The organism is Actinacidiphila sp. bgisy167 (assembly GCF_965342175.1).
In the GTDB taxonomy this organism is placed as follows: Bacteria; Actinomycetota; Actinomycetes; order Streptomycetales; family Streptomycetaceae; genus Actinacidiphila.
Map to the genome: position 1 here is coordinate 20,086 of NZ_CBDRBL010000015.1, position 23,376 is coordinate 43,461.

At 74.1% G+C, this 23,376-nt stretch carries 17 protein-coding genes; 10 read left to right on the forward strand and 7 right to left on the reverse strand.

The annotated features are described in order from the left end of the window. The first annotated feature begins 77 nt into the window (after window positions 1-77). From ACRWND_RS08515 to ACRWND_RS08530, 4 genes are all read left to right on the forward strand, one after another. Window positions 78-2,651 carry a bifunctional FO biosynthesis protein CofGH gene (locus ACRWND_RS08515; protein WP_431947629.1) on the forward strand — a complete coding sequence of 858 codons (2,574 nt, stop codon included), beginning with the start codon at window positions 78-80 and terminating at the stop codon, window positions 2,649-2,651. Between the two features lie 199 nt (window positions 2,652-2,850). Further along, window positions 2,851-3,639, forward strand: a complete 789-nt coding sequence (locus ACRWND_RS08520) for an SCO2400 family protein (RefSeq protein ID WP_431947631.1) — start codon at window positions 2,851-2,853, stop codon at window positions 3,637-3,639. Window positions 3,640-3,656: 17 nt separating this feature from the next. Further along, the gene (locus tag ACRWND_RS08525; RefSeq protein ID WP_431947633.1) at window positions 3,657-4,142 is read left to right on the forward strand and encodes a hypothetical protein; all 486 of its coding nucleotides are present in this window, start codon (window positions 3,657-3,659) and stop codon (window positions 4,140-4,142) included. A 145-nt stretch (window positions 4,143-4,287) separates the two neighbouring features. Continuing rightward, window positions 4,288-5,394 (forward strand): ADP-ribosylglycohydrolase family protein, encoded by a 1,107-nt coding sequence (locus ACRWND_RS08530; RefSeq protein WP_431947635.1) that lies wholly within the window; start codon window positions 4,288-4,290, stop codon window positions 5,392-5,394. Window positions 5,395-5,737: 343 nt separating this feature from the next. On the opposite strand, the gene ACRWND_RS08535 is transcribed toward ACRWND_RS08530, so the two are convergent. Next, the gene (locus tag ACRWND_RS08535; RefSeq protein WP_431947636.1) at window positions 5,738-6,427 is read right to left on the reverse strand and encodes an AMP-binding protein; all 690 of its coding nucleotides are present in this window, start codon (window positions 6,425-6,427) and stop codon (window positions 5,738-5,740) included. Window positions 6,428-6,763: 336 nt separating this feature from the next. Between ACRWND_RS08535 and ACRWND_RS08540 the strand changes: the two genes are divergently transcribed. Further along, the gene (locus tag ACRWND_RS08540) at window positions 6,764-9,718 is read left to right on the forward strand and encodes a BTAD domain-containing putative transcriptional regulator (protein WP_431947638.1); all 2,955 of its coding nucleotides are present in this window, start codon (window positions 6,764-6,766) and stop codon (window positions 9,716-9,718) included. 167 nt (window positions 9,719-9,885) lie between these two features. Then, on the forward strand, window positions 9,886-10,020 hold the full coding sequence (locus ACRWND_RS08545; RefSeq protein WP_431947640.1) for a hypothetical protein: 135 nt from the start codon (window positions 9,886-9,888) through the stop codon (window positions 10,018-10,020). Between the two features lie 662 nt (window positions 10,021-10,682). Here ACRWND_RS08545 and ACRWND_RS08550 read toward each other — a convergent pair. Beyond that, window positions 10,683-13,028, reverse strand: coding sequence for a PQQ-binding-like beta-propeller repeat protein (locus tag ACRWND_RS08550; RefSeq protein WP_431947642.1), 2,346 nt, complete (start codon window positions 13,026-13,028; stop codon window positions 10,683-10,685). Between the two features lie 132 nt (window positions 13,029-13,160). After that, window positions 13,161-13,961 (reverse strand): VOC family protein, encoded by an 801-nt coding sequence (locus tag ACRWND_RS08555; protein WP_431947644.1) that lies wholly within the window; start codon window positions 13,959-13,961, stop codon window positions 13,161-13,163. Between the two features lie 193 nt (window positions 13,962-14,154). Here ACRWND_RS08555 and ACRWND_RS08560 point away from each other — a divergent pair, with 193 nt between their 5' ends. Beyond that, complete coding sequence (locus tag ACRWND_RS08560; RefSeq protein WP_431947646.1) at window positions 14,155-14,802, forward strand: TetR/AcrR family transcriptional regulator; 648 nt, start codon at window positions 14,155-14,157, stop codon at window positions 14,800-14,802. 451 nt (window positions 14,803-15,253) lie between these two features. Next, complete coding sequence (locus tag ACRWND_RS08565; protein ID WP_431947648.1) at window positions 15,254-16,450, forward strand: flavin-containing monooxygenase; 1,197 nt, start codon at window positions 15,254-15,256, stop codon at window positions 16,448-16,450. A 29-nt stretch (window positions 16,451-16,479) separates the two neighbouring features. Here ACRWND_RS08565 and ACRWND_RS08570 read toward each other — a convergent pair whose 3' ends face one another. Next, window positions 16,480-16,854, reverse strand: a complete 375-nt coding sequence (locus tag ACRWND_RS08570) for a hypothetical protein (protein ID WP_431947650.1) — start codon at window positions 16,852-16,854, stop codon at window positions 16,480-16,482. Between the two features lie 46 nt (window positions 16,855-16,900). Beyond that, window positions 16,901-18,205 carry an MFS transporter gene (locus tag ACRWND_RS08575; RefSeq protein ID WP_431947741.1) on the reverse strand — a complete coding sequence of 435 codons (1,305 nt, stop codon included), beginning with the start codon at window positions 18,203-18,205 and terminating at the stop codon, window positions 16,901-16,903. A 187-nt stretch (window positions 18,206-18,392) separates the two neighbouring features. Between ACRWND_RS08575 and ACRWND_RS08580 the strand changes: the two genes are divergently transcribed. Then, the gene (locus ACRWND_RS08580; RefSeq protein ID WP_431947652.1) at window positions 18,393-19,418 is read left to right on the forward strand and encodes a GlxA family transcriptional regulator; all 1,026 of its coding nucleotides are present in this window, start codon (window positions 18,393-18,395) and stop codon (window positions 19,416-19,418) included. A gap of 79 nt (window positions 19,419-19,497) precedes the next feature. On the opposite strand, the gene ACRWND_RS08585 is transcribed toward ACRWND_RS08580, so the two are convergent. Further along, on the reverse strand, window positions 19,498-19,971 hold the full coding sequence (locus ACRWND_RS08585; RefSeq protein ID WP_431947654.1) for an ATP-binding protein: 474 nt from the start codon (window positions 19,969-19,971) through the stop codon (window positions 19,498-19,500). A gap of 587 nt (window positions 19,972-20,558) precedes the next feature. Between ACRWND_RS08585 and ACRWND_RS08590 the strand changes: the two genes are divergently transcribed. Then, window positions 20,559-21,662 (forward strand): tetratricopeptide repeat protein, encoded by a 1,104-nt coding sequence (locus ACRWND_RS08590; protein WP_431947656.1) that lies wholly within the window; start codon window positions 20,559-20,561, stop codon window positions 21,660-21,662. Window positions 21,663-21,790: 128 nt separating this feature from the next. Here the strand turns inward: ACRWND_RS08590 and ACRWND_RS08595 are convergent, their stop codons facing one another. Beyond that, on the reverse strand, window positions 21,791-23,341 hold the full coding sequence (locus tag ACRWND_RS08595) for a cellulose binding domain-containing protein (protein WP_431947658.1): 1,551 nt from the start codon (window positions 23,339-23,341) through the stop codon (window positions 21,791-21,793). Window positions 23,342-23,376: the final 35 nt, after the last annotated feature.

Below are 23,376 nucleotides of genomic sequence, written 5' to 3' on the forward strand. Positions count from 1 at the left end.
TATTCCCGCCGGAGCCCCGCGGCCCGGTGATCCTTCCGACACCGCCGACCGGCCCGCGCCGCGCCTATCCTCGAAGGATGAGCCACACTCCGCCCACTGCCAACAGCATGCGTCGTGCCCTCAGGCGTGCCCGTGACGGCGTCGCGCTCGACACCGCGGAGGCCGCCGTGCTGCTGCAGGCCCGGGGGGAGGATCTCGCCTCCCTCACCGAGAGCGCCGCCCGGGTGCGGGACGCCGGTCTCGAGGCGGCGGGACGGCCGGGGGTCATCACCTACTCCAAGAGCGTCTTCATCCCGCTCACCCGCCTGTGCCGGGACAAGTGCCACTACTGCACCTTCGCGACCGTCCCCGGCAAGCTGCGGCGGGCCGGGCACGGGATGTTCATGTCCCCGGACGAGGTGCTGGAGATCGCGCGGCGCGGCGCCGAACTCGGCTGTAAGGAAGCCCTGATCACGCTGGGGGACAAGCCGGAGGACCGCTGGCCCGAGGCCCGTGAGTGGCTCGACGCCCACGGCTACGACGACACCATCGCCTACGTCCGGGCGATGTCGGTGCGGATCCTGGAGGAGACGGGGCTGCTCCCGCACCTCAACCCGGGGGTCATGAGCTGGACGGACTTCCAGCGTCTGAAGCCGGTCGCGCCCTCGATGGGCATGATGCTGGAGACGACGGCGACCCGGCTGTGGAGCGAGCCCGGCGGCCCGCACTACGGCTCCCCCGACAAGGAACCGGCCGTACGGCTGCGGGTGCTGGAGGACGCGGGCCGCAGCTCCGTGCCCTTCACCAGCGGACTGCTCATCGGCATCGGAGAGACGTACGAGGAGCGCGCCGAGTCGCTGTTCGCGCTGCGCCGCGTGGCCCGGTCGTACCAGGGCATCCAGGAGCTGATCATCCAGAACTTCCGCGCGAAGCCGGACACCGCGATGCGCGGCATGCCGGACGCGGAGCTGGACGACCTGGTGGCCACCGTGGCGGTCGCCCGGCACATCATGGGCCCCTCGGCCTGCCTGCAGGCGCCGCCGAACCTGGTGGACGCGGAGTACGCCCGGCTGATCGGGGCCGGCATCGACGACTGGGGCGGGGTCTCCCCGCTGACGCCGGACCACGTCAACCCCGAGCGGCCCTGGCCGCAGATCGAGGAACTGGCGGCGCGCTCGGCGGAGGCGGGCTTCTCCTTGCGCGAACGGCTCTGCGTGTACCCGGAGTTCGTCCTGCGCGGCGAGCCGTGGCTGGACCCGCGGCTGCTGCCGCACGTCACCGCGCTGGCCGACCCCGCCACGGGCCTGGCGCGCGAGGACGCCGAGGTCACCGGCCGTCCGTGGCAGGAGCCGGAGGAGGTCTTCACCGCCGCGGGCCGCACCGACCTGCACCGCACCATCGACACCGAGGGCCGCACCGGCGACCGCCGCGCGGACTTCGACGAGGTGTACGGCGACTGGGAGGCGCTGCGCGAGCAGGCCGCGCCCGGCCTGGTCCCGGACCGCATCGAGGCCGACGTGCGCACCGCGCTGTCCGTGGCCGCCGACGACCCCACGAAGCTGACCGACGCCGAGGCGCTCGCGCTGCTGCACGCGAACGGGCCGGCGCTGGACGCGCTGTGCCGGATCGCCGACGACGTCCGGCGTGACGCGGTGGGCGACGAGGTCACCTACGTCGTCACCCGCAACATCAACTTCACCAACGTCTGCTACACCGGCTGCCGTTTCTGCGCCTTCGCGCAGCGCCGCACCGACGCCGACGCCTACACCCTGTCGCTGTCCCAGGTCGCCGACCGGGCCGAGCAGGCCTGGCAGGTCGGCGCGACCGAGGTGTGCATGCAGGGCGGCATCCATCCCGACCTGCCCGGCACCGCCTACTTCGACATCGCGCGGGCGGTGAAGGAGCGCGTACCCGGCATGCATGTGCACGCCTTCTCCCCCATGGAGGTCGTCAACGGCGCCACCCGCACGGGCCTGTCCATCCGCGAGTGGCTGACCGCCGCCAAGGAGGCCGGACTGGACTCCATCCCGGGCACCGCCGCCGAGATCCTCGACGACGAGGTCCGCTGGGTGCTCACCAAGGGCAAGCTGCCCGCCGCCACCTGGGTCGAGGTGGTCACCACCGCCCACGAACTGGGCCTGCCCTCTTCCTCCACCATGATGTACGGGCACGTCGACCAGCCCCACCACTGGCTCGCCCACCTGCGTCTGCTGGCCGAGATCCAGCAGCGCACGGGCGGCTTCACCGAGTTCGTGACGCTGCCCTTCATCCACACCAACGCGCCCGTCTACCTGGCGGGCATCGCCCGCCCCGGGCCCACGCTGCGCGACAACCGCGCCGTCACCGCCATGGCCCGGCTCCTCCTGCACCCGCACATCCGCAACATCCAGACCAGCTGGGTCAAGCTCGGCACCGACGGCGCCGCCGAGATGCTGCGCTCTGGGGCCAACGACCTCGGCGGGACCCTGATGGAGGAGACCATCTCCCGCATGGCCGGCTCCAGCTACGGCTCCCACCGGTCCATCCGCGATCTGGTGGCCATCGCCGACGCCGCGGGCCGACCCGCCCGCCAGCGCACGACCACCTACGGCGAGGTGTCCGCCGAGCGCATCGCCACGGGTCTGGCCTCCGACGGCCACCTGCCGGAACTGCTGCCGGTCCTGGAGGACTGAGCGGGGGGCGCGGCCGGGCCGCGCCCCCCTCGACCTGTGCAAAAGAGTCCGAGCAACTCTCCAAAAGCGTCACACAGGCTGCGCACCTCCTGCGGGAGGTGTCGTTAGCGTTGCTGGCCTTCCGCCCCGCACGGGCCATGTGCGCGCGGACCGCCGCCGACGTCCCCCGGCGGCGCTGTCAGCAGAGAAAGACTCGGAGATGGACTACTGCTCCTTTTGCCGTCGGCATCTCAACGGGGCTCTGGTGTGTCCGGGGTGCGGAGCGTACGCACCCGACATCGCACCGCCGATGTGGCAGGGCCCGGGCTCCACCGCCGGGGAGACGCACCTCGACGCGGAGCCCGACGGCTCCGACGATCCCGACGGCACCGGACAGGACGACGCCGACCCGACCCGGCAGGGCCGCGCCGCCCGCCGCCGGCAGCTGGAGCGCTGGAAGAAGAACCGGCGCCGCGCAGCAGCCGCCACCGCCGTGGCGCTCTTCGGCGGCGGCCTGACCGTCGCGGTGACGCCGCACGGCGGCTCCAGGAGCCGGGCCGACACGGCAGCGGCGGCGGAGCCCCTGACTCCGGCGTCCACCCGTACCCTGCCGCTCTCCTCGGTCCCCGCGCGGTCCGGTGACGGCGCCCCGCACCGTCCAGCGGTCCAGCGCGCACACCCCCGCACCGCCGTGCCCCCTACGGGGGCAGGCGCGTACGGGCGTGAGGCCGCACCGTCCGACGCGAGCACCCCCGCCGGCACCGCCCCCGACCCGGCGCACACGGCTCCGCGGGGCGGCAGCGGTCCCCGGGTGCGCACGGGCACGACCGTCCCCGTCCCCGAGGACACCGCTGCGCGGGCCGACACGCCGCGCACCACCGGCCCTTCGTCCGCCCCCCACGCTCCCGCGGACGTCCCGGCCACTCCCCCCACCACGACGGCGGCCCCCGTGCCGTCGGCGACGACGTCACCGATGCAGCTGTGCCTCCTGGTGCTCTGCCTCGGCTGACCGGAAAGGAACGACACGTGCCGAGCAGCTACGCCGATCTCCACCGCCGACGCGTCCGCACCTGGCGGTTGTGGTTCGCCGGAGCCGCGGCCGCGGTACTCGCCGGGCTGCTGGCCAAGACCGGCATCCTGGTCGCGCAGAGGTTCCTGCTGCTGCCGCTGTTCGCCCCGGAGGGCTACGGGCTGTGGCGCGACGCGGCCGCCACCGCCTATGTCCTGGGAGCAGGGCTCGTCGCGCTCGCCGCGACGCTCCTGCTGCGCGTCCTGCTCACGGCGACACCGCGCGCCACGCTGTTCTTCGCCTGGACCATGACCGCGCTGACCGCCTTCGCCGTGCTCGTCCCGCTGGCCCTGCGGCCCTCCAACGAGGTGCTCGCCGCCTGTGTGGTGAACCTCTTCATCGGTCTGGTGGTCACCTCGCTGCTCGCGGGTGCGGCCCGCTGGGCGCTGACCCGCGGCGGCCCGGCACCCCGGCCCGTCCGGGAGGGGAGCCGGGGCTGGTAAGCCGATCCCGAGCCTCCTCAGAAGCCTCCGCTGCCCCGGCAGCGGAGGCCTTTTCGGCGCATGTCCGGCTGCTTTCGGTCGCGACCGGAAGCCCGCCGATTGAGTCGATTACAGTGCCTGGTCGAGTCGAGCAGAGAGGCGTTGCATGAGCGGGGGCGTGTGGGGGCGTGCCGAGCAGCAGGACTTCCGCAGCCGGGTGCGCGGGTGCCTGCTCGGCGGCGCCATCGGCGACGCCCTGGGCGCCGGCGTGGAGTTCGACTCGCTGACCGCCATCCGTCAGGCGCACGGCCAGGACGGGGTCACCGACTACGTCTCGGCGTACGGGCGGCGGGGGGCCGTCACCGACGACACCCAGATGTCGCTGTTCACCGCGGAGGGCCTGATACGCGCCCAGGTGCGCCGCGACACCGGGGCCTGGCACCCGCCCACCGATGTGCACCGCGCCTACCTGCGCTGGGCGGCCACCCAGAGCGACTGGGGGCCCGACGAGCGCCGTGAGGACACCGGCTGGCTGGCCCGCGAGGAGTGGCTGTACGCGCGCCGCGCCCCCGCGAAGGCCTGCCTCACCGGGCTCGGCGACGAGCGGATGGGCACTTTGGACAAGCCCAAGAACCCGCAGTCCAAGGACTGCGGAACGGTCACGCGGTCCGCCCCCTTCGGACTGCTGGTCGGCTGGGAGCCGCAGCTGGTGCTCCAGCTCGCCGCGGAGTGCGCCGCGCAGACGCACGGTCACCCCACGAGTGCCGTCGCGGCCGGGGCGTTCGCCGTCATCATCCACGGGCTGGCCCGCGGCCAGACCCTGGACGGTGCCGTTCAGCACGCGCTGGCCCTGATCGCGGCACGCCCCGGGCACGAGGAGACCTCCGCGGCCCTGCAGGCCGCCCTCGGCGCCGTGCGCCAGGGGCTCCCCAGCCCGGAGCGGGTGGAGTCCCTGGGCACGGGCCGGACGGCCGAGGAGGCGCTCGCCATCGGCGTCTACTGCGCCCTGGTGGCCGAGGACGTCCGGCACGGGCTGCTGCTCGCGGTCAACCACTCCGGGGACAGCGACTCCACCGGCTCGATCTGCGGCAACCTGCTCGGCGCACGGGACGGCGAGACCGCCCTGCCTCCGGCATGGGTCGCGGAGCTGGAGGGCCGGGGGACCATCCTCCAGGTCGCCGACGACTTCGCCATGGAGCTGACCCAGGGGGCGGTGCTGCACGGCCCCGGCGGCGCGTCGGCGGCGTGGCTGCGCCGCTATCCCGGCCGCTGACGGCCCGCGGCGGCCCGGCGGGAGTTCCGCACTCCCCAGGGACCGGGGTCCTGGGCCCTCGTCCCCCCAGCCGACGTCCGCACTGCGGACGGTTGTCCGGCGGGCGCGCCCGCTGACGACCCGAACGACCCGCCGTCACCCGGGGCCGGACCGCGATGGACCGGCCTACGGAACGGCATCGCCGGTGGTACGCCGGGATCGGGGTGGGCTGGCTGGTCGAGGTGGGCGACTTCACGACCCGCCGCCCTCGGCTGCGCGCCCCCTCCGAGCGCTGCACCTCCGGGCGCCGCGAACGCCACTCACCGGCCGGCACCCGCCCACCGACGACCCGAACAACCCGCCGTCACCCCGGGCCGGGTCGCGGCCGGGCGTCGTCCTGTACCGGCAGCAGCATGCGCCACACCGCGTCCTCCAGCCCGTGCACCCCGGCGATCCACCCCAAGCCGTCCTCCGGGGTCCCTTGACGCGCCGCGGCGGCCAGTTCGCCCAGAGCGCCGGCGAGGTCGCCGTGCCGCAGCACGGGCTCGACGCGGCCGCCGCCGGGACCGCCGGTGAGGTAGCGCTCGTAGGCGGGCGCCGTGCGCAGCACCCCCACCGGGCGCCACTCCTGCGCCGTCCGGTCCACCGGGCGGCCGCCCACCCGGACCCCGTCCGCCTCCAGCACCCGGGTGCGCGTGCGGTCCACGGCGAGCGCGGTCCACGCGTCGGCGCCGGTGAGCACCGCCGCGGGACGGCAGCGCTCGACGGCCTCCGCGACCGGCTCCGCCCCCGCCCGGCCGCCGCCGACCAGCGGCACCGCCGTCATGCCGGCGTACAGGCAGCCGTAGAACGCCCCCGCCAGGTCGGCGCCCTGCCGGTAGTCGAGCAGCACCCGGCTGCCCGGCGGCAGCAGCCGTCCCAGCTCCGCCGCGACGGCGCGGGCGCGGCGGTCGAGCCCGGCGAAGTCGCAGTCGTACGGCTCTCCCAGACGCCCCTCCGGGTCCCGCTCGGCCCGGCGTCGCAGGGCGGGGCCGGGCAGTCGGCCGACCGGCACCGCCGGCCGGCCGCCCCGGCTCCGCGCTCCGCTCCCGGCATGCCTCACACAACGCGCGCACATGGGCGGCCCTCCACCTCCTCCGGCGGAACTCCCGCCGGGTCGACGGCAATCGGCCGCACTCCATGGGAAACTGAACCGCGCATCTTCCGTTACTCCCTCATGCGCCCCTCCGGAAGGCCACCCCTGGGTGACCGCGTTCGGGAAAGGCGGCAAACTGGCACAGTCGGCGGAACCGATCAGGATGGTCCCGCCGTCCGGGGAAACTGTTCCGGCTCGTGATGAACGATCGATATACGCGCTCTCGCGAAGATCCGGCGGCATCAGGGGGCAGGCATGGCAAGCGGTAAGGACCCGGGCGGAGCGCTGCGCTTCGCGGTCCTCGGCCCGGTACGGGCCTGGCGCGGCACGGAGCCGCTCTCCGTCGGATCGCCGCAGCAGAAGGCACTGCTGTGCGCGCTGCTGCTGCGCGGCGGGCGCCCGGCCACCGCGCAGGAGCTGCTGAACGCCGTGTGGGGCGAGGAGCCTCCGCCCACAGCGCTGGCGGCGCTGCGCAGTTACGCCTTCCGCCTCCGCAAGGCCCTCGGTGCCGACGCGCTGGCCACCGTCGAGGGGGGCTACGTGCTGGACCCCGGCGAGGGCTTCGACCTCTTCCTCGCCGAACGGCACCAAGCCGCGGCCGAGAAGGCCCGCGCGGCGGGAGACCTGGCCACGGCCCGCGACGAGTTGCGCGGCGCCCTCGCCCTCTTCGACGGCGAGCCCCTGGCCGGTCTCCCCGGCCCGTACGCCGAGACCCAGCGCACCCGCCTGACGGAGTGGCGGCTGCAGCTCACCGAGACCTGCCTCGACCTGGACCTGCAGGCCGGCTGCCACGCCGAGGCCGTCTCCGAACTCACGGTGCTGTCCGCGGAGCACCCGCTACGCGAACGTCCGCGCGCCCTGCTGATGCTCGCCCTGTACCGCAGCGGGCGGCAGGCCGAGGCGCTGGGCGTCTACGCCGACACGCGCCGCCTGCTCGCCGACGAGCTGGGCGTCGACCCCGGTGCCGAGCTCGCCGAACTGCACCAGTGCGTGCTGGAGGCGGACCCTTCTCTGCTGCCCCCCGTCCCGCGGCCCGTAGCCGGGTCGGAGGCCGGGTCCGTCGCCGCCGAGCCGGTACGGCCGGCCCAGCTGCCCGCCACCGTCGCCGACTTCACCGGCCGCGAGGACTTCGTCCGGGAACTCGGCGAGCGTCTGGCCGGGGCCTCGGCGGAGGGCGGTGTCATGGCGGTCTCCGCGGTCGCCGGCATCGGCGGCGTCGGCAAGACGACCCTCGCCGTCCATGTCGCCCACGCCGTCGCGGGCGCCTTCCCCGACGGCCAGCTCTACGTGGACCTTCAGGGTGCCGACGCCGTGCCCGCGGAACCCGAGACGGTGCTCGCATCCTTCCTGCGCTCCCTCGGCGTCGCCGACTCCGCGATACCCGAGTCCCTCGCCGACCGCGCCGCGCTCTACCGCTCCACCCTCGCGGGCCGCCGGGTCCTGGCCCTGCTGGACAACGCCCACGACGCCGCCCAGGTCCGCCACCTTCTGCCGGGCACGCCCGGCTGCGCCGCGCTGATCACCAGCCGGCCCCGCATGGTCGACCTGGCCGGGGCCCACCTGGTCGACCTCGACGTCATGAGCCCGGAAGAGGCCCTGCTGCTCTTCACCCGCATCGTCGGGGAGGAACGCGTCGCCGGGGAACGCCAGGCCGCCCTCGAGGTCGTCGCCGCCTGCGGCTTCCTGCCGCTCGCCATCCGCATCGCCGCCTCCCGCCTGGCCACCCGCCGCAGCTGGACGGTCTCCTTCCTGGCCCGCAGGCTCAGCGACGAACGCCGCCGCCTGGACGAGCTCCGGGCCGGCGACCTCGCCGTCAGGGCCACCTTCGACTTCAGCTACGGCCAGCTCACCCCGTCGCAGGCCCGTGCCTTCAGCCTGCTGGCCCTCGCCGACGGCCCGGACATCTCCCTGGACGCGGCCGCGGCCGTCCTCGACCTGGACGTCGCCGACGCCGAGGAGCTGCTGGAGGCGCTGGTCGACATCAGCCTCCTCGAGTCCAACGCGCCCGCCCGCTACCGCTACCACGACCTGGTGCGCCTGTACGCCCGGGACTGCGCCCGGCGCCACGAGGGCGACCATGTCCGCTGCGCGGCCCTGTCCCGGCTGCTGGACTTCTACCTCGCGTCAGCCGCGCGCGCCTACGAGTTGGAGAACCCCGGCGACCGCGTGCTCGCGCACCTCGCCCCCGTCGGCCGCCCCGGACTGGCCTTCGACTCCCGGGCGGAGGGCCTGGAGTGGCTGTTCACCGAGGCGCCCTGCCTTCTCGCCGCCGTCCGGCAGGCGGCGGCCGACGGTTGTGAGGCGCCGCTGCGGCGGGCCGTCGACCTGCTCTTCACCACCCAGGACCTGATGGAGTCCGGGATCCACGCGCGCCAGTACGAGCAGGCCACGCGCGCCCTCGCCGCGACGGCGTGCACCTGCGGCGAGCAGCGCGTGGAGGCGAGGACGCGCGTGCTGCTGGGCCAGCTCCTGGGCCTTTCGGGCCACTTCAAGGAGGCGGACGGGCAGGCGCAGCGCGCACTCGTCCTCGGCCGCTCCGTCGAGGATCCGCTGACGTGCAGCTACGCGCCCATCGTGCGAGGCATGATCGCCGCGTACGGCCGGCACTTCGAGGAGGCGGCCGCCCACTACCAGAGCGGTCTCGACGCGTTCCGGGCCGACGGCAACCGGCATGGTGAGGCGGCCGCCCTGAGCAACCTGTCGCGGGTGAGGAACGACCTCGGCGACATCCCGGCGGCGGTGGCCGCGGCCGAGGACGCCCTGTCGATCTACCGGGGCCTGCGGGCGGGATTCCGTCTCGGCAACGGCCTGTACGCGCTCGCCATCGCGCTGACCGCCGCGCGCCGCGAGGACGAGGCCTACGCGTGCCTCACCGAGGCGCTCCCCATCTTCCGTGCGGCCAGGCAGCAGTTGTGGGAGGGGATGACCCTCTTCCGGATGGCCGAGGTCCAACTGGCCTCCGGGAGCCACCGCCAGGCGGCCTCCCTCGCTGAGCAGTCGCTGAACCTGCTGCGTGAGATCGGCGGCGCGTGGCGCCGCGCGCACGCCCTCACCGTCCTCGGCACGTCCCTCGACGGCATGGGTCAGCCCGACCGCGCGCGTGCCTGCTGGCGCGACGCCCTCGCGGAGTTCACGGCCCTGGGGTCCCCCGACGCGGAGACCGTGCGGCGTCTGCTCGCGGGCCCTGCCGCGCCGGCGGTCGCGGTCTGACGTCCGGGACGTGCAACACCACGGGCACAGGACGTCAACAATTCCGTTTATCAGTTGATTATCGTCCCCTGCCACGATTCCATCAGTTCCACAGCCACCCGCCTGGCGGCGTACGGGGGTCGTTGCCAGGCGGGTTCGGTGTCGACCAGTCCACAGCAGGAGGCAGCATGAGCGAGACGACGCCCGAGGCCGGCGCCGCGGAGGAGCCGGAGGTCACTCCCTCCGAGGAGGAGACCGCCGAGAAGGCGACCGCCAAGGGCGACGGCACGATCATCAAGCCGGACAACTGGCACCAGACCTGAGGTCCCGGCTCCACGCACCGGGGGGAGCGGGGAGCCGGACGGGCCGACGGGGGACACGGGGGACACCCGGCCCGGAAGATGCCGCCGGGCAGGACGGGGGGCGCTGCAGAACGGCAGCGCGGGGGGCAGCGGCGGCACGCACCATGGACCGACTGCGGCGCGGAGGGGGCGCCGTAGTCGGTCTTTCGCCATGTCGGGGACGCCGTGTCGGGGCGTCATGCGGGGGGCGCGGGCGCCCGCGCCTGCCGGCCAGGCAGCCGGACGAGGGCCGACGGGCCCGGGCCGGCCACGCGACCGGACGCCCTGCCTTCGTCCCCCCGCACCGCCGAGAACCGCCGCAGACGCCGACAGCCATCGCGCGCGCCACCGGCGCGCAGTGAGTGCCGCACCCCGGTGTCCCCCTCCGCGGGCCCCTGCAGCGAACCCGTGTGCCGCAAGGCCTTCCGGGTGCGCACGACGCCGGCTCGTCACCCATGGGCGGGGCGACGATGCCTCGCAGGAGCCGCCGTTGCGCCTCGACCGGACACGGCCGAGGGTGGTTCACCCCGAACGCCACCCCGCGTGGCGCCCCGCGCTCCCGCCGCGTAGGTTGAGCGACGGCGGCCGTCGTCTGCCCCTTCCGTGTGTGGCGCGACGGCCGTCAGCCTCCGTCAACCGGGCCGTCACGCGCGCCGGGTGGCCGCCTCGGTGCCCTTCACGGCGTTGAGCGCGTACACGCAGCGGTCCTTGCTGCTCGCGTACACCACGCCGTCGGCGACCACCGGGGAACCGGTGATCTCCCCGCCGGTCTCCAGCTTCCAGCGCAACTGGCCGCCGCCCGCGTCGACCGTGTAGAGGCAGTGGTCCTTGGAGCCGAAGTGCACCCGCCCGTCGGCCACCACGGGGGAGCCGACGATTTCGCCCTGGGCGGCGAAGCGCCACTTCGGGGTGCCGGAGACCGCGTCGAGCGTGTACAGCGCGCCGCCCGCGCCGAGCATCACCGAACCGCCCGCGACGAGCACGGGCTCCACGCTCTGCCGCTGCTCGGTGGCGACCCGCCAGCGATCGCGGCCGTCCGCCGGGTCCAGGGCGTACACGGTGCCCAGATAGTCCGCGACATAGACGCCGCCACCCGTGGCGCCCGGCCCGGGCACATGGGCGGGGGGCGCGAACATCACCGCGGGAGCGTCGAAACGCCACCGCTCGGCGCCGCTGCGGGCGTCCAGGGCGAGCACACGGTTCCCCACCGTCACGTACACCGCGCCGTCGGCGACGACCGGTCGGGTCGGCATGGCGCCGCCCTCCCCGGTCGGGTACGACCACTGCTCCCCGCCGCTCGTGGCGTCCATGGCCTGCAGGCGGCCGCCGCCGTGGAAGTAGACGACGCCGTCCACCACGCTCGGGCCCGACTCGGGCGTCTCGAAGTCAGTCTGAGCACCGCCGCGTTCCCAGCGCAGCCGCCCGGTCGCGGCGTCCCAGACCTGAACGCCGCCGCCGCGGGTGCCGGTGACCACCGTGCCGGCGTCCGCCCGCAGCGAGTAGATCCAGCCGTCCACTCCGGTGCGCCAGTGCTCGGAGCCGTCCCCGGCGTCCAGCGCGTACAGGCTCGGCCCGTCGGAGCCGTGGATCCGGCCGCCCGAGACCGCCATCGTCCACGCCACGTCGCGGGTCTTGAACTGCCGCCGCCCGGTGGCCACGTCCAGCGCGTGCACTTCGAAGGAGGTCACATAGAGCCGGCCCGAGGACACGACCGGGGTGCCCCACACGTCGTTGGACATGCGGAACCGCCACGGCCGCCACTCGCCCGGCGGGACGGCGGGGGGCTGCGGCCCCCCCTGCCGCACCCCGTGGGCGTTGCCCTGGCCGGGCACCGCCGCCGGGGGCGCTCCGGCCGCGCCGCCGCGGCCGGCCCAGCCGAGTCCGCCCCCGGCAGCGGCCGCGGCCTGGTTCTTGCGCTCGGCGCGCCGCATGCCGGGCCCTATCGGCGCGGAGCCGGCGAGCCGCACCGGTCCGCCCGGGCTCTCGGCGGCGGACGGAGGGGGAGGCGCGGGGGGCCGCGCCGGCATCGGGGGCACCTGAGGCGCCGCGGCGCCCGCGCCGCCGGCGGGGGCGCCCGGCCCGGCGCCAGGGCGGCCGCCGCTGCGCCGGTCCTCTATCAGGCTCACCGCCGCGGGCGGCAGCCACGCGGAGGCCGTACCGGTGTCGTCGCCGGCGGAGGAGAACAGGTGCGGCGCGAGCTGGGCCTGCAGATCCGCCGGGCTCGGCCGGCGGTCGGCCTCCATCCGCATGCACGCCTCGATGAGGGGCCGCAGTTCGTCGGGCAGACCCGACAGGTCCGGGCCCTCCCGGAGCAGCATGAAGACCGTCTCCACCGGGTTCGCCCCGTGGTAGGGCGCGTGCCCGGTCGCGGCGAAGACCAGCGTCGAGCCGAGCGAGAAGACATCGCTCGCGCCCGTGACGCTGCGTGAGTCCTTGGCCTGTTCGGGCGACATGTAGGCAGGCGTGCCGACCGCGACGTTGGTCATCGTCAGCCGGGTGTTGGACACCCCGCTCGCGATGCCGAAGTCGATCACGCGCGGGCCGTCCTCCACGACGAGCACGTTGGAGGGCTTCATGTCCCGGTGGACGAGTCCCGCCCCGTGGATCGACTGCAGTGCCTCCGCGACACCGGCCGCGAGCCACCGCACGGCCTGCACCGGCAGCGGACCGGACTCGTTGACGATCTCCTCGAGCGAGGGCGCCGGCACGAAGGCCGTCGCGAGCCAGGGCACGGCGGCCCTGGGGTCGGCGTCGACGACCGCCGCCGTGTAGAAGCCGCTGACCGCGCGGGCCGCCTCCACCTCACGGGCGAAGCGCACACGGAACAGCTGGTCCTCGGCGAGCTCCGCCCGCACCGTCTTGATCGCCACGCGCCGACCGGACGCCGAGCGCGCGAGATAGACCAGGCCCATACCGCCGGCACCCAGCCTGCCCAGCACCTCGAAAGGCCCGATCCGTCTCGGATCGTGCTGCGTCAGCTGCTGCACCACTGCCCTGCCACCTCCCCGTGGGTTCCCCCGTCCCGGGGTCCTCCCTGATTCTTCCTGGGATGAGTATCGGTTGCGAACCCGGGGCGGTGTCGACACGCGATGACCTTCGCTTCGGTTGCGGATGGCGTGCGTTCAGGACGGCTTCTCACCGACCGTGGTGCCGGGGTCGATCAGGGCGAAATGGGCGCCCTGGTCGTCGCTCGCCAGGAGAAAACGCCCGAAAGGCGAATCGATCGGACCCATGGTGACCCGCCCCCCGAGCCGCGCGACCGTCTCGGCGGCACGATCGGCGTCGGCGACGGCGAAGTAGACCATGAAGTGCGCCGGCAGTTCGTCGGGGAACCCCTCTCCCATCCGGAAGCGGCCGAACACGGCGTTGCCGGGTCCGACCTCCGCGTCCCGGGGCACGAAGATCCGGAAGTCGACGGCATCGTCCTCGATACGCCCGCTGCCCAGGCCGAAGACCTCCTCGTAGAAGGGGTCGGTGCGCTCGGTCTCGCGCGTGTAGACCTCGGTCCAGACATAGGAGCCCGGGACGCCGGTGACCTCGAAGCCCCGGTGCGTGCCGGGTTGCCACACCCCGAACACCGCGCCGCCCGGGTCGGCCGCCATGAGCATCGTGCCGCAGTCGCCAACGGCCACGGGTTCCATGATGAGTTGACCGCCGCTGTCACGGATCCTCCCCGCGGTGGCGCGGATGTCGGAGGAGGCGAGGTAGACGTTCCACACCGTCGGCATCCGGCCGTCCGGTTTGGGGGCGAGGGCCGCGACGTTCTTCCCGTCCGGGCCGTACGCCTGGGTGTACTGCCCGTACCGCTCCTCCCCCTCCCCGAAGGTCCAGCCGAGCAGTCCGCCGTAGAAGCGCTTGCCGGCCTCCAGGTCGTTGAGCATGGCGTCGGCCCAGCAGGGGGCGCCGTCGGGGTGTGCGGCCATCTCGTCCTCGATTCGTCCGATGATGCGACAGACGATCCTGATTCACATGGGGATTCACAGGGATCGACGGAGTGTCTGACTTGACACGTTATCGGCGGATCACCCTCAGCGCCCGGGGAAAATTCGAACACATGACCTTCCCCATTTGCAGGCGTCAAATCGCGCGCTGATCACCGACCCGTAAACTGACGGCATGACAGGACAAGTTCGCACCGTCGACGGCCGTGTGGCAGGCCGCCGGGGACAGGCGACGCGGCAGAAGCTGCTCGACTGTCTCGGCGACATGCTCAGCACGTCGCCGTACCGGGACGTCAAGGTGATAGACGTCGCCCGGATGGCGGGTACCTCCCCCGCAACGTTCTATCAGTACTTCCCCGACGTCGAGGGCGCCGTCCTCGAGCTCGCCGAGGAGATGGCCAAGGAGGGGGCCGCGCTGACGGACCTCGCCGCCGGCCGCTCCTGGGCCGGCAAGGCCGGCGCCACGACGGCGGAGGAACTGGTCGAGGGCTTCCTCTCCTTCTGGCGCAAGCACGACGCCATCCTGCGCGTCGTGGACCTGGGCGCCGCAGAAGGGGACAAGCGGTTCTACAAGATCCGCATGAAGGTCCTCAACCCCCTCACCAACTCCCTCTCCGACTCGATCAAGGAGCTCCAGGGCAAAGGCCGCGTCGACAAGGATGTCAGCCCCGCGGCCGTTGCCGGATCCCTCGTGACCATGCTCGCCGCGGTCGCCGCGCACCAGAAGGGCTTCCAGAGCCTGGGCGTCAAGCAGGCCGAGCTGAAGCCGAACCTCGCGCTTCTGGTGCACCTCGGTGTGACGGGCAAGAAGCTGGCGCGGTGACGCCGGGGCTCTGATGCCCGCCCTCGGCGGCATTGTTGCTCTACCTGTAAGAAGAAGTCCTGCATGCCTGCGACGACGCGGGCGCCTACCGGTCCTCGGGGGAGGTTGCCGGCCCGGGCGCCCGCGTCGTCCTTTTCGGGGGCCTCTCGCGCCACCGCTCCTTGCGCGGGCCGCCGCGCACACGGCACGAGTCCACGACGGCGGCGCACCATCCCCGCGAAGCGGCACGGTTGGCCATGCGGGCGGCGACGGCGCCCCTTCGCGGCGAGCCGCCCACCGCCGGCCTGCCCCACGCCTCCCCTGCCGCACGGCCACCTCCGGACCTCCGGAGAACCTCCAGCATCTGATGTGCAGTCAATTGCATGGATATGGACAGACTTTCACGGAGCACCGGGCCGAAGGCGCGCTACCTTCCGGTAGTGACCCTCACCCCGCAGGCCCGGGAGCAGCCTTGACCGACACCACGCCATCCGCCGGCACCTCCGCGTCCACCTCCGACCGCGTACCGAGCACGGCCGCGCCCGACGCCATCGTCGTCGGAGCCGGCCCCGGCGGTCTCGCCGTCGCGGCGTCGCTGCGGCACCGGGGCGTGCGCACCCTGGTCGTCGAGCGCTCGGGTGCGGTGGGCGCCTCCTGGCGCGGCCACTACGACCGGCTGCGCCTGCACACGACCAGACGCCTGTCCGCACTCCCCGGTCTGGGCATCCCCCGGGCGTACGGGCGCTGGGTGGCCCGCGACGACGTCGTGCGCTACCTCGAGCAGTACGCCGAGTTCCACGACCTCGACATCGCCACCGGCATAGCGGTCGAACGGATCGAGCCCGCGGCCGACCCGGCGGCGGGGTGGGTGCTCCCGGCCACCGGCGGACGCCTCCTGACCGCCCGCAGCGTCGTCGTCGCCACCGGCTACAACCACACGCCGCACCTGCCGGACTGGCCGGGCCGCGACACCTTCGCCGGGGAGTTGCTGCACGCCTCCCGCTACCGCAACGGCCGCCCGTACGAGGGCCGGGACGTCCTGGTCGTCGGCGTGGGCAACACGGGCGCCGAGATCGCCGTGGACCTCGCCGAGTCCGGCGCGGCCCGCGTCCGGCTGGCGGTGCGCACGCCCCCGCACATCATGCGCCGCTCCACCGCCGGGTGGCCCGCGCAGCGCACCGGGATCATGGTGCGCCGCCTCCCGACGAGGCTCGTCGACGCCATCGCGCCCTCCGTGGAGCGCGTCTTCGTGCCGGACCTGTCCGCGTACGGGCTGCCCCGGCCGGTGGGCGGGCTCTACTCGCGGGTGCGGGAGGGCTCCATCCCCGTCCAGGACGTGGGCATCGTCGCCGCCGTCCGTTCGGGGAAGGTCGAGCCCGTGGCCGCCGTCGAGGGCCTCGCCGGACACGAGGTGCTGCTCGCCGACGGCACGCGGATCACTCCGGACGCGGTGATCGCGGCCACCGGCTACCGGCGCGGCCTGGAACCGCTCGTCGGCCACCTCGGCGTCCTCGACGAGCGGGGCAGGCCCCTGACGCACGGCCGCCGCACCCCCGAGAACGCCACTGGCCTGTACTTCACCGGCTTCACCAACCCGATCAGCGGGATGTTCCGCGAGATGGCCATGGACGCACGCCGCATCGCCAAGGCGGTGGCGGCGCGGCGCTAGCCCGGCGCCCCCCAGGGCGGGGCGAGGGCTCACCCCGCGGAGCCGCGAACCCGGGCGGCGGACGGGTACTCCCCCATCAGCCCGGTCCCGTGGGCCAGGAGGGCGCCCGCGAAGACGACGCCCGACGCCGCGATCGTCACGACGGAGATCCGGAACGCGACCTGCCGCTGCGGCGCCCACCCGGTCCTTCCCTCCGGGTCCGGGCGCCCCGCGGAGCAGGCGGTGACCAGGACGGGCGCCGCACCGGCGCCCGCGACGCACAGCCACGCGAGCGGGTACGAACCACCGAGCCACACCACGGGCACCGAGAGCAGGGCGGCCGACGCGGTCTCCGACGCCAGGAGGCGGAGCGGCGCGGGCGCCCGGTGCGCGCGGCGGGCCTCAGTCGCAGTGGCACCGGCCACGGGGACTTCTGACGCATCGTCACACCGGTGCCGCGAGCCGCCCGCCCTACGCCGCGAGGGGCAGCCCCCCGGACTCCGGGGTCGCCCGACGCCGGATCACCAGTGACATGAGCGCCGCGAGCGCGCACAGCGCCCCGGCGGAGTACCAGACCGCGTCGTAGGAGCCGAAGGCGTCGCGTGCCGCGCCGCCGAGGAAGGCGACCAGGGCGGCGCCCACCTGGTGGGAGGCGAGCACCCAGCCGAAGACGATGGCGCTGTCGGCGCCGTAGAACTCGCGGCACAGGGCGATGGTGGGCGGGACGGTGGCCACCCAGTCCAAGCCGTAGAAAACGATGAACAGCACCATGGGCGGGTGCACGGAGTCGCCGAGGAGCACCGGCAGGAACATCAGCGACAGCCCGCGCAGCCCGTAGTAGGCGGCCAGCAGGCGCCGCGGGCTGAAGCGGTCGGTGAACCAGCCGGACGCGACGGTGCCCGCGATGTCGAAGACGCCGATCACGGCGAGCAGGGAGGCGGCGGCCGTCACCGCCATCCCGTGATCGTGCGCCGCGGGCACGAAGTGGGTCTTGACCAGCCCGTTCGTCGAGGCGCCGCAGATGGCGAAGGTCCCCGCCAGCAGCCAGAACGGGCCGCCCCGGGCGGCGTCGGACAGGGCCCTGACCGCACGCGTCGCCGCCCCCGTCACCGGCGGCGGCTTCGGCACGAACTCCGTGGCGCCGTAGGGGGCCAGGCCCACGTCGGCCGGGTGGTCCCGCAGCAGCAGGTAGACCAGGGGCGCGACGGCGACCGCGGCTCCCGCGACGGTGAGCGCCGCGGCGCGCCAGCCCACCTGCTCGACGATGACGGAGAGCAGGGGGAGGAAGATCAGCTGCCCCGCCGCACCGGCCGCGGTCAGGATGCCCGTGACCAGGCCGCGCCGATGCTCGAACCAGCGGTTGGTGACGGTCGTCGCGAAGGCCAGCGCCATGGAGCCGCTGCCGAGTCCGACGAGCACGCCCCACAGGAGCACGAGGTGCCAGCTCGCGGTCATGAAGACGGTCAGACCGGCTCCCGTCGCGATGGTGAGGAGCGCGGCCGCCACGACTCGGCGGATGCCGAAGCGGTCCATCAGCGCCGCGGCGAACGGCGCCGTCACCCCGTACAGGGCGAGGTTCACCGACACCGCGAGCCCGATCATGCCCCGCGACCAGCCGAACTCGCCGTTCAGCGGCTCGATCAGCAGCCCGGGCAGGGAGGCGAAGCCAGCGGCGCCGATCAGCGTGACGAAGGCGGCGGCGGCCACCCACCACGCGCGGTGGAGGCGTGGGTTGCGGAACGTGCGCGGGTTGCGGGACGTGCGCGGGTTGGACATGCGGGGCTCGCCGGGGGTGCGGGGCCGGCCGGGCTTTCGGAGGTCGCGGAACTGCCGGGATGCGTCGGGGACCCCGTCGGCCAGGGTCTGCGCGGGAAGTTCGGGGGGCTGGGTCACCGGATCAGCATCGGGCACGGTTTCCGGCGGAACGAGTGGCCGGATGGCCAGGTTGTGCAAGGATCGGGCCATGACCCCGTCCCTGGAGGCTTCTTCACGGAACGTCGCTCCCGGCGCACCGGTGCGCCACCGGGTCGCCGTCCTCGTCCAGCACGGGGTGATCCCCTTCGAAGTGGGCATCCCGCACCGCATCTTCGGCGGCGCGAGGGACCGCGCGGAGGCCGACCTGTACGAGGTCGTGACATGCTCCCCCTACGGCCCCGGGCCGGTGCGCGCCGACGCCGACTTCGACCTCCACGTCGCCCACGGACCCGAGGTGCTGGCGACGGCCGACACCGTCATCGTCCCCGCCGCCCACGAGCGTTCCGTCGCTCACACGGAGGGCCGCCTGCCCGAGGAGGTGGCGGCCGCCTTCGCACGCATCCGCCCCGGGGCCCGGCTCGTGTCCATCTGCACCGGCTCCTACTTCCTCGCCGCGGCCGGCTACCTGGACGGTCTGCGCGCCACCACGCACTGGTCGAGCACGGACCACTTCCAACGGCTCTTCCCCCAGGTGCGGGTCGACCCGGACGTGCTGTACGTCGACAACGGCGCCGTCCTCACCTCGGCGGGCGTCGGCTCGGGCGTCGACCTGTGCCTGCACCTCGTGCGCCGCGACCACGGCAGCGCCGTGGCCAACGCCAGTGCGCGCCGTACGGTCGTGCCGCCGCACCGGGAGGGCGGACAGGCGCAGTACATCCAGCGGCCCGTCCCGGAACCCTCGCGGGCCGGCACGGCCGCGGCACGCTCCTGGGCCCTGGAACGGCTCGACCAGCCGCTGACGCTGCGCGAGCTCGCCGAGCGCGAGGCGATGAGCGTGCGCACCTTCACCCGCCGTTTCCGGAAGGAGGTGGGCACCAGTCCCGGGCAGTGGCTCACGCAGCAGCGCGTCGAGCGGGCCCGGCACCTGCTGGAGTCCAGCGATCTGCCGGTCGACCAGGTCGCCCGGCGAGCCGGGTTCGGCACGGCGGCCTCCATGCGGCAGCATCTGCAGGCCGTCCTCGGCGTCTCGCCCAGCGCCTATCGGCGTACTTTCCGGGCGACGGAGGGTTTCTGAGGCGGCGCCTCGCGGCGCCGGCGCGCGCTCTGCCCACAAGGCGCGTCGCAGGGGAGGTGGCGGCGCCCGTCACACTCGGTCAGAAGGCGGGGCGGCGGATCAACCCGCCCACGGACTGCGCCGGGACGACCGCCGGACGCACGCTGCGGTCGATCTCGCACCAGATCTGCTTGCCGGCGCCCTCGCGCTGCCAGCCCCAGCGGTCCGCGAGGCCGTCCACGAGTTCCAGTCCGCGGCCGCCGGTCTCGTCGTCGTCGGCGTGCCGCGGGCGCGGCGGGGCGTCGCTGGCGTCGGCCACCTCGACGCGGACGGTCTCCTGCCGACCGCTCTGCGGGGCGCCGGAGGAGCGGAAGAGCATCCGCAGCACAGCGGGACAGCCGGTGTGCACCACCGCATTGGTGACGAGTTCGGAGATGAGCAGGATCAGCGTCTCGGCGACCGGTTCGTCGTCTCCTATGCCGGAGCCCGCGAGACGCGAGCGGGCCCACCTGCGGGCCCGGCCCACCTCCGCGGGATCGGGGCCGACCTCAAGCTGAACCTGGAGCACCTGCACCGCTCACACCATCCGAACCGGCGGACACATCGCCTCGCGCCTCACCAGGGTCACCTTCCGTGACCTCTTCGCCACCCAGCATGATTGACCCGCCGACACCACAACAAGCGCTTCGGGCATATTCCAGCGCAAGGGGGTACGAGTGCTGCATACTGTGCGGTGCTCATTACGGGTCGAAAACGCACAGCCCTGCCCAGGCAGCCCACCGCGCACCGAGGCACCGCTACTGCCGCATCCGTCGCGTTTCACCACCACACGCACCCGATGGAGCGTACCCGAGGCGGGCTCGGATCCAGGGTGTGACGAGTCACACCTCGGGCACAACCTGATATCAGCTGCCGGACACTCCTTATCCATGGCGAAGACGTCACAACCGGCACTTGCCGCAAAGAGCCTGAATCGCCAGCCGGATGGCGGCCGCGCCGACCGCCCGGGAACGGACCCGTACGCGGTCTGCGCGACCTGGTCGAAGTGCGCTCGGACGGCGCTCGGACGGCGCTCGAGCAGCGCTTTGCAGAAGCGTGAGGCACGTGTGACGCAAACCCGCGTAACCTCCTCCGCAGGAGCTCCAGAGGGGATGGGTCACGGTGGGCACACAGGACGGCCAGGACCGGGCGCAGGACGGCCTGGAGGAAGGTCCCGGCGCAGGTCCGGAAAGCGGCCCCCAGGACGGCCCGCAGGATCCGCTCGAGTTGCTGCGGCTCGGCGACGCCGCCCTCGACGCGGGTGAACTCGCGCAGGCACGCCTCCACTTCGAGACCGCCGAGCGGCTGATGGTCGCCGACCCCGCGGCCCCCGACGCCCGGCGCGCCGCGGCGCTGCGCGGCCGGGCCGTCTCCCATCTGCTGGCCGGTGAGGTGCGCTACGCCTCCCACCTGCTCGAGGAGGGCATCAACCGGCTCGAGCGGCGGATCCAGCCGGACGGCTCCCGGCCCGACCCCGACGCGCTGCTGCTGCTGTACATCGCGGCCATCGGCCCGTACACCGACCTGGGCGCCTACGCCCGCGCCGCCCACGCCGCCGAGCAGGCGCTCAACCTCGCTCCCGCGGCAGGTGATCCGGCCCTGGTCGCCCAGATGCACCGCAGCATCGCCCGCACGCTGATCGTCGCGGGGCGCACGGACGAGGCCGAGGCCTCGCTGGCGAAGGCGCAGGAGCTCTACCAGCGCCTGGACCTGCCCACGGAGCTGGCCCACTGCCACTGGATGCGCGGCTATGTCCACTCCCAGGACGGGGATCTGGAACAGGCCGAGCGGGAGTTGCGTACCGCCCGCGACATGCTGTCCGCCGGACGGTCCGTGCTGTTCACGGTGCAGGTCGAGGTGGAGCTGGCGGACGTGCTGCGGCGGCGCGGTAAATCCGTCGAGGCCGAGGACCTGCTGATCCGCCTGCTGGACGAGCTGGGCCCGTGGCGCGGCGCCGTCCACGCCGGCGGCGCGCACCGGCTGCTCGGGCTGCTCGCGGAGGAACGCGGCGACCCCGAGGCCGCGGAGGAGCACTTCGTGTCCGCACTTGCGCTGCTGGAACGCGCGGGAGCCGCCGGGGACCTCGCGGACATCTGCCGGCTGCTGGGCGACCTGCTGCGCCGTTCCGGGCGGGTGGAGGCCGCGTTGGACGCCTACCGGACGGGCCTGGGCCACCGGGCGGCGATCGGCACCACGACACTGGGCCCTGCACCGGCCGACTTCTGACCGACCGCCGGCTCCCGACCGGCCGCTGCCTTCTCTGACCAGCCGACCGGTGCACCGGCCGACCGGTGCACCGGCCGACCGCTGACCCGGTAGGCCGCTGACCCGGTGGGCCGGCGCACCCTGCCGGCTCAGTGCTCGCGGAGCGTGTCCGCATAGCCCGTGCCGCCCGCGGCGAGGCCGTGGACCGCCTTCTCCACCTCCGCCAGCGACTGGGCCTTGCCGGCGTCGTGGTAGAACCAGTCGACCTTCATGTCCCAGGTGCGCTTCCCGGAGAACGGCAGGTCGACGAACCAGGCGTTGAAGTTCGCCGACATGTCCCGGGTCGGGTAGTACGTGCCCGAGGTGCGGAACAGTTCGTGCCCGTCGAGGCTGTAGGTCACCACGCCGTGCGCGGCCGTGGTGACGAGCGTGTGCCACCCCTCGAGGCTGGACATCGTGGGCCTGGTCACCCGGTCCCCCTCCCTGGCGCTGTGCCACGTCGTCGTGTCGAGCCGCGGGCCCGGCGCTCCCCAACCGCCGTTGGGCTGGTACTCGTTGTCGAGTTCGCTGTACTCGGCGCCGCGGCGGGGCGAGATCATGAAGAAGGTCTCGTTGACGTGGTCGCCGTTGCGGCCGGCCGCCGGTTCGTCCGCGAAGTGGATCCGGGCGGCGAAGGTCCCGGTCAGGAACTTCAGGCCGGTGGTGTGCACCTCGGCCTGGGTGGTGCCGCGCCGCGTCCCGTCCGTGGCGGCGCGCAGCCGCAGGACCTGGCCGCCCAGGGCGTCCTTGTCCGCGGGGAAGCTGACGCCTCCCGCCGACCACGTGCCGGGGATGCCGGGACCGCCCCCGCTGGTGCGGACGAGCCAGCCGTGGGCGCGCAGCGCCGGGTCGCGGGGGCCGCTGTAGCGGAAGTCGTCGAAGAAGATCCCGGACGGCGGTGCGGGCCGTGCCGTGCCCGCGGCGGAGGCGGCCCCCGGTGCCGGCCGTGCCGTGCCCGCGGCCGAGGCAGAGGCAGAGGCGGTAGCGGAGGCGGAGGCCGCCCCCGTGGGGGCGGGCGCGGCGCCACCGCCTGGCTCGTCGCCCCAGACCTGCCTGCCGTCCAGGTAGCCGGTCACCAGCCGCGACGCCTGGAAGGTGTCGCGGCCTGCGCTGAAGGAGCGGTCGTCGCGCTGGTCCACCGTGCCGCCCGGACGGTACAGCTGGACCCCGACGGCGCCGCTTTTCGCGCCGGGCGCGAGCGTGCCGGCGGCCTTACTGAAGGTGACCTCGAGGTAGTGGTCGGCGGTCGGCGTCGTACGGTCCATGGCCACGGTCCGCCCGTCGACGTCGGAACACCCGACCGAGGCCTGCACGCAGTTGAAGGCGTACGGGGCGCCGCCGCCGTCCTGCGTGTAGTAGTACCGGATCGCCACGTCGGACAGCCGTATCCGGTGGCCGGAGGTGTTGACGACCTCCAGCCACGGCCGGGCGGTGGCCGCGGACACCGGCGTGCCCGCCTTGTAGCGGACGGTGATCTCCGGGGGCGGCGAGTGCGTCCCGCGCCAGGCGGGGACCAGTGCCGTGACACCCGCGCCGACGGCGGCCGCCAGCAGCAGGTACCCGGCCGCCCTGCGGACGGCGCGGCGCCGGTCGCCGCGTCCTCGGGGGACGGGGGGCCCGGGCCGGACGGAGGGTCGGAGGGAGGGGCGGGCAGAACCCACGGGAGCTCCTGGTGCGGTGGAGGGGCGGTGCCGGG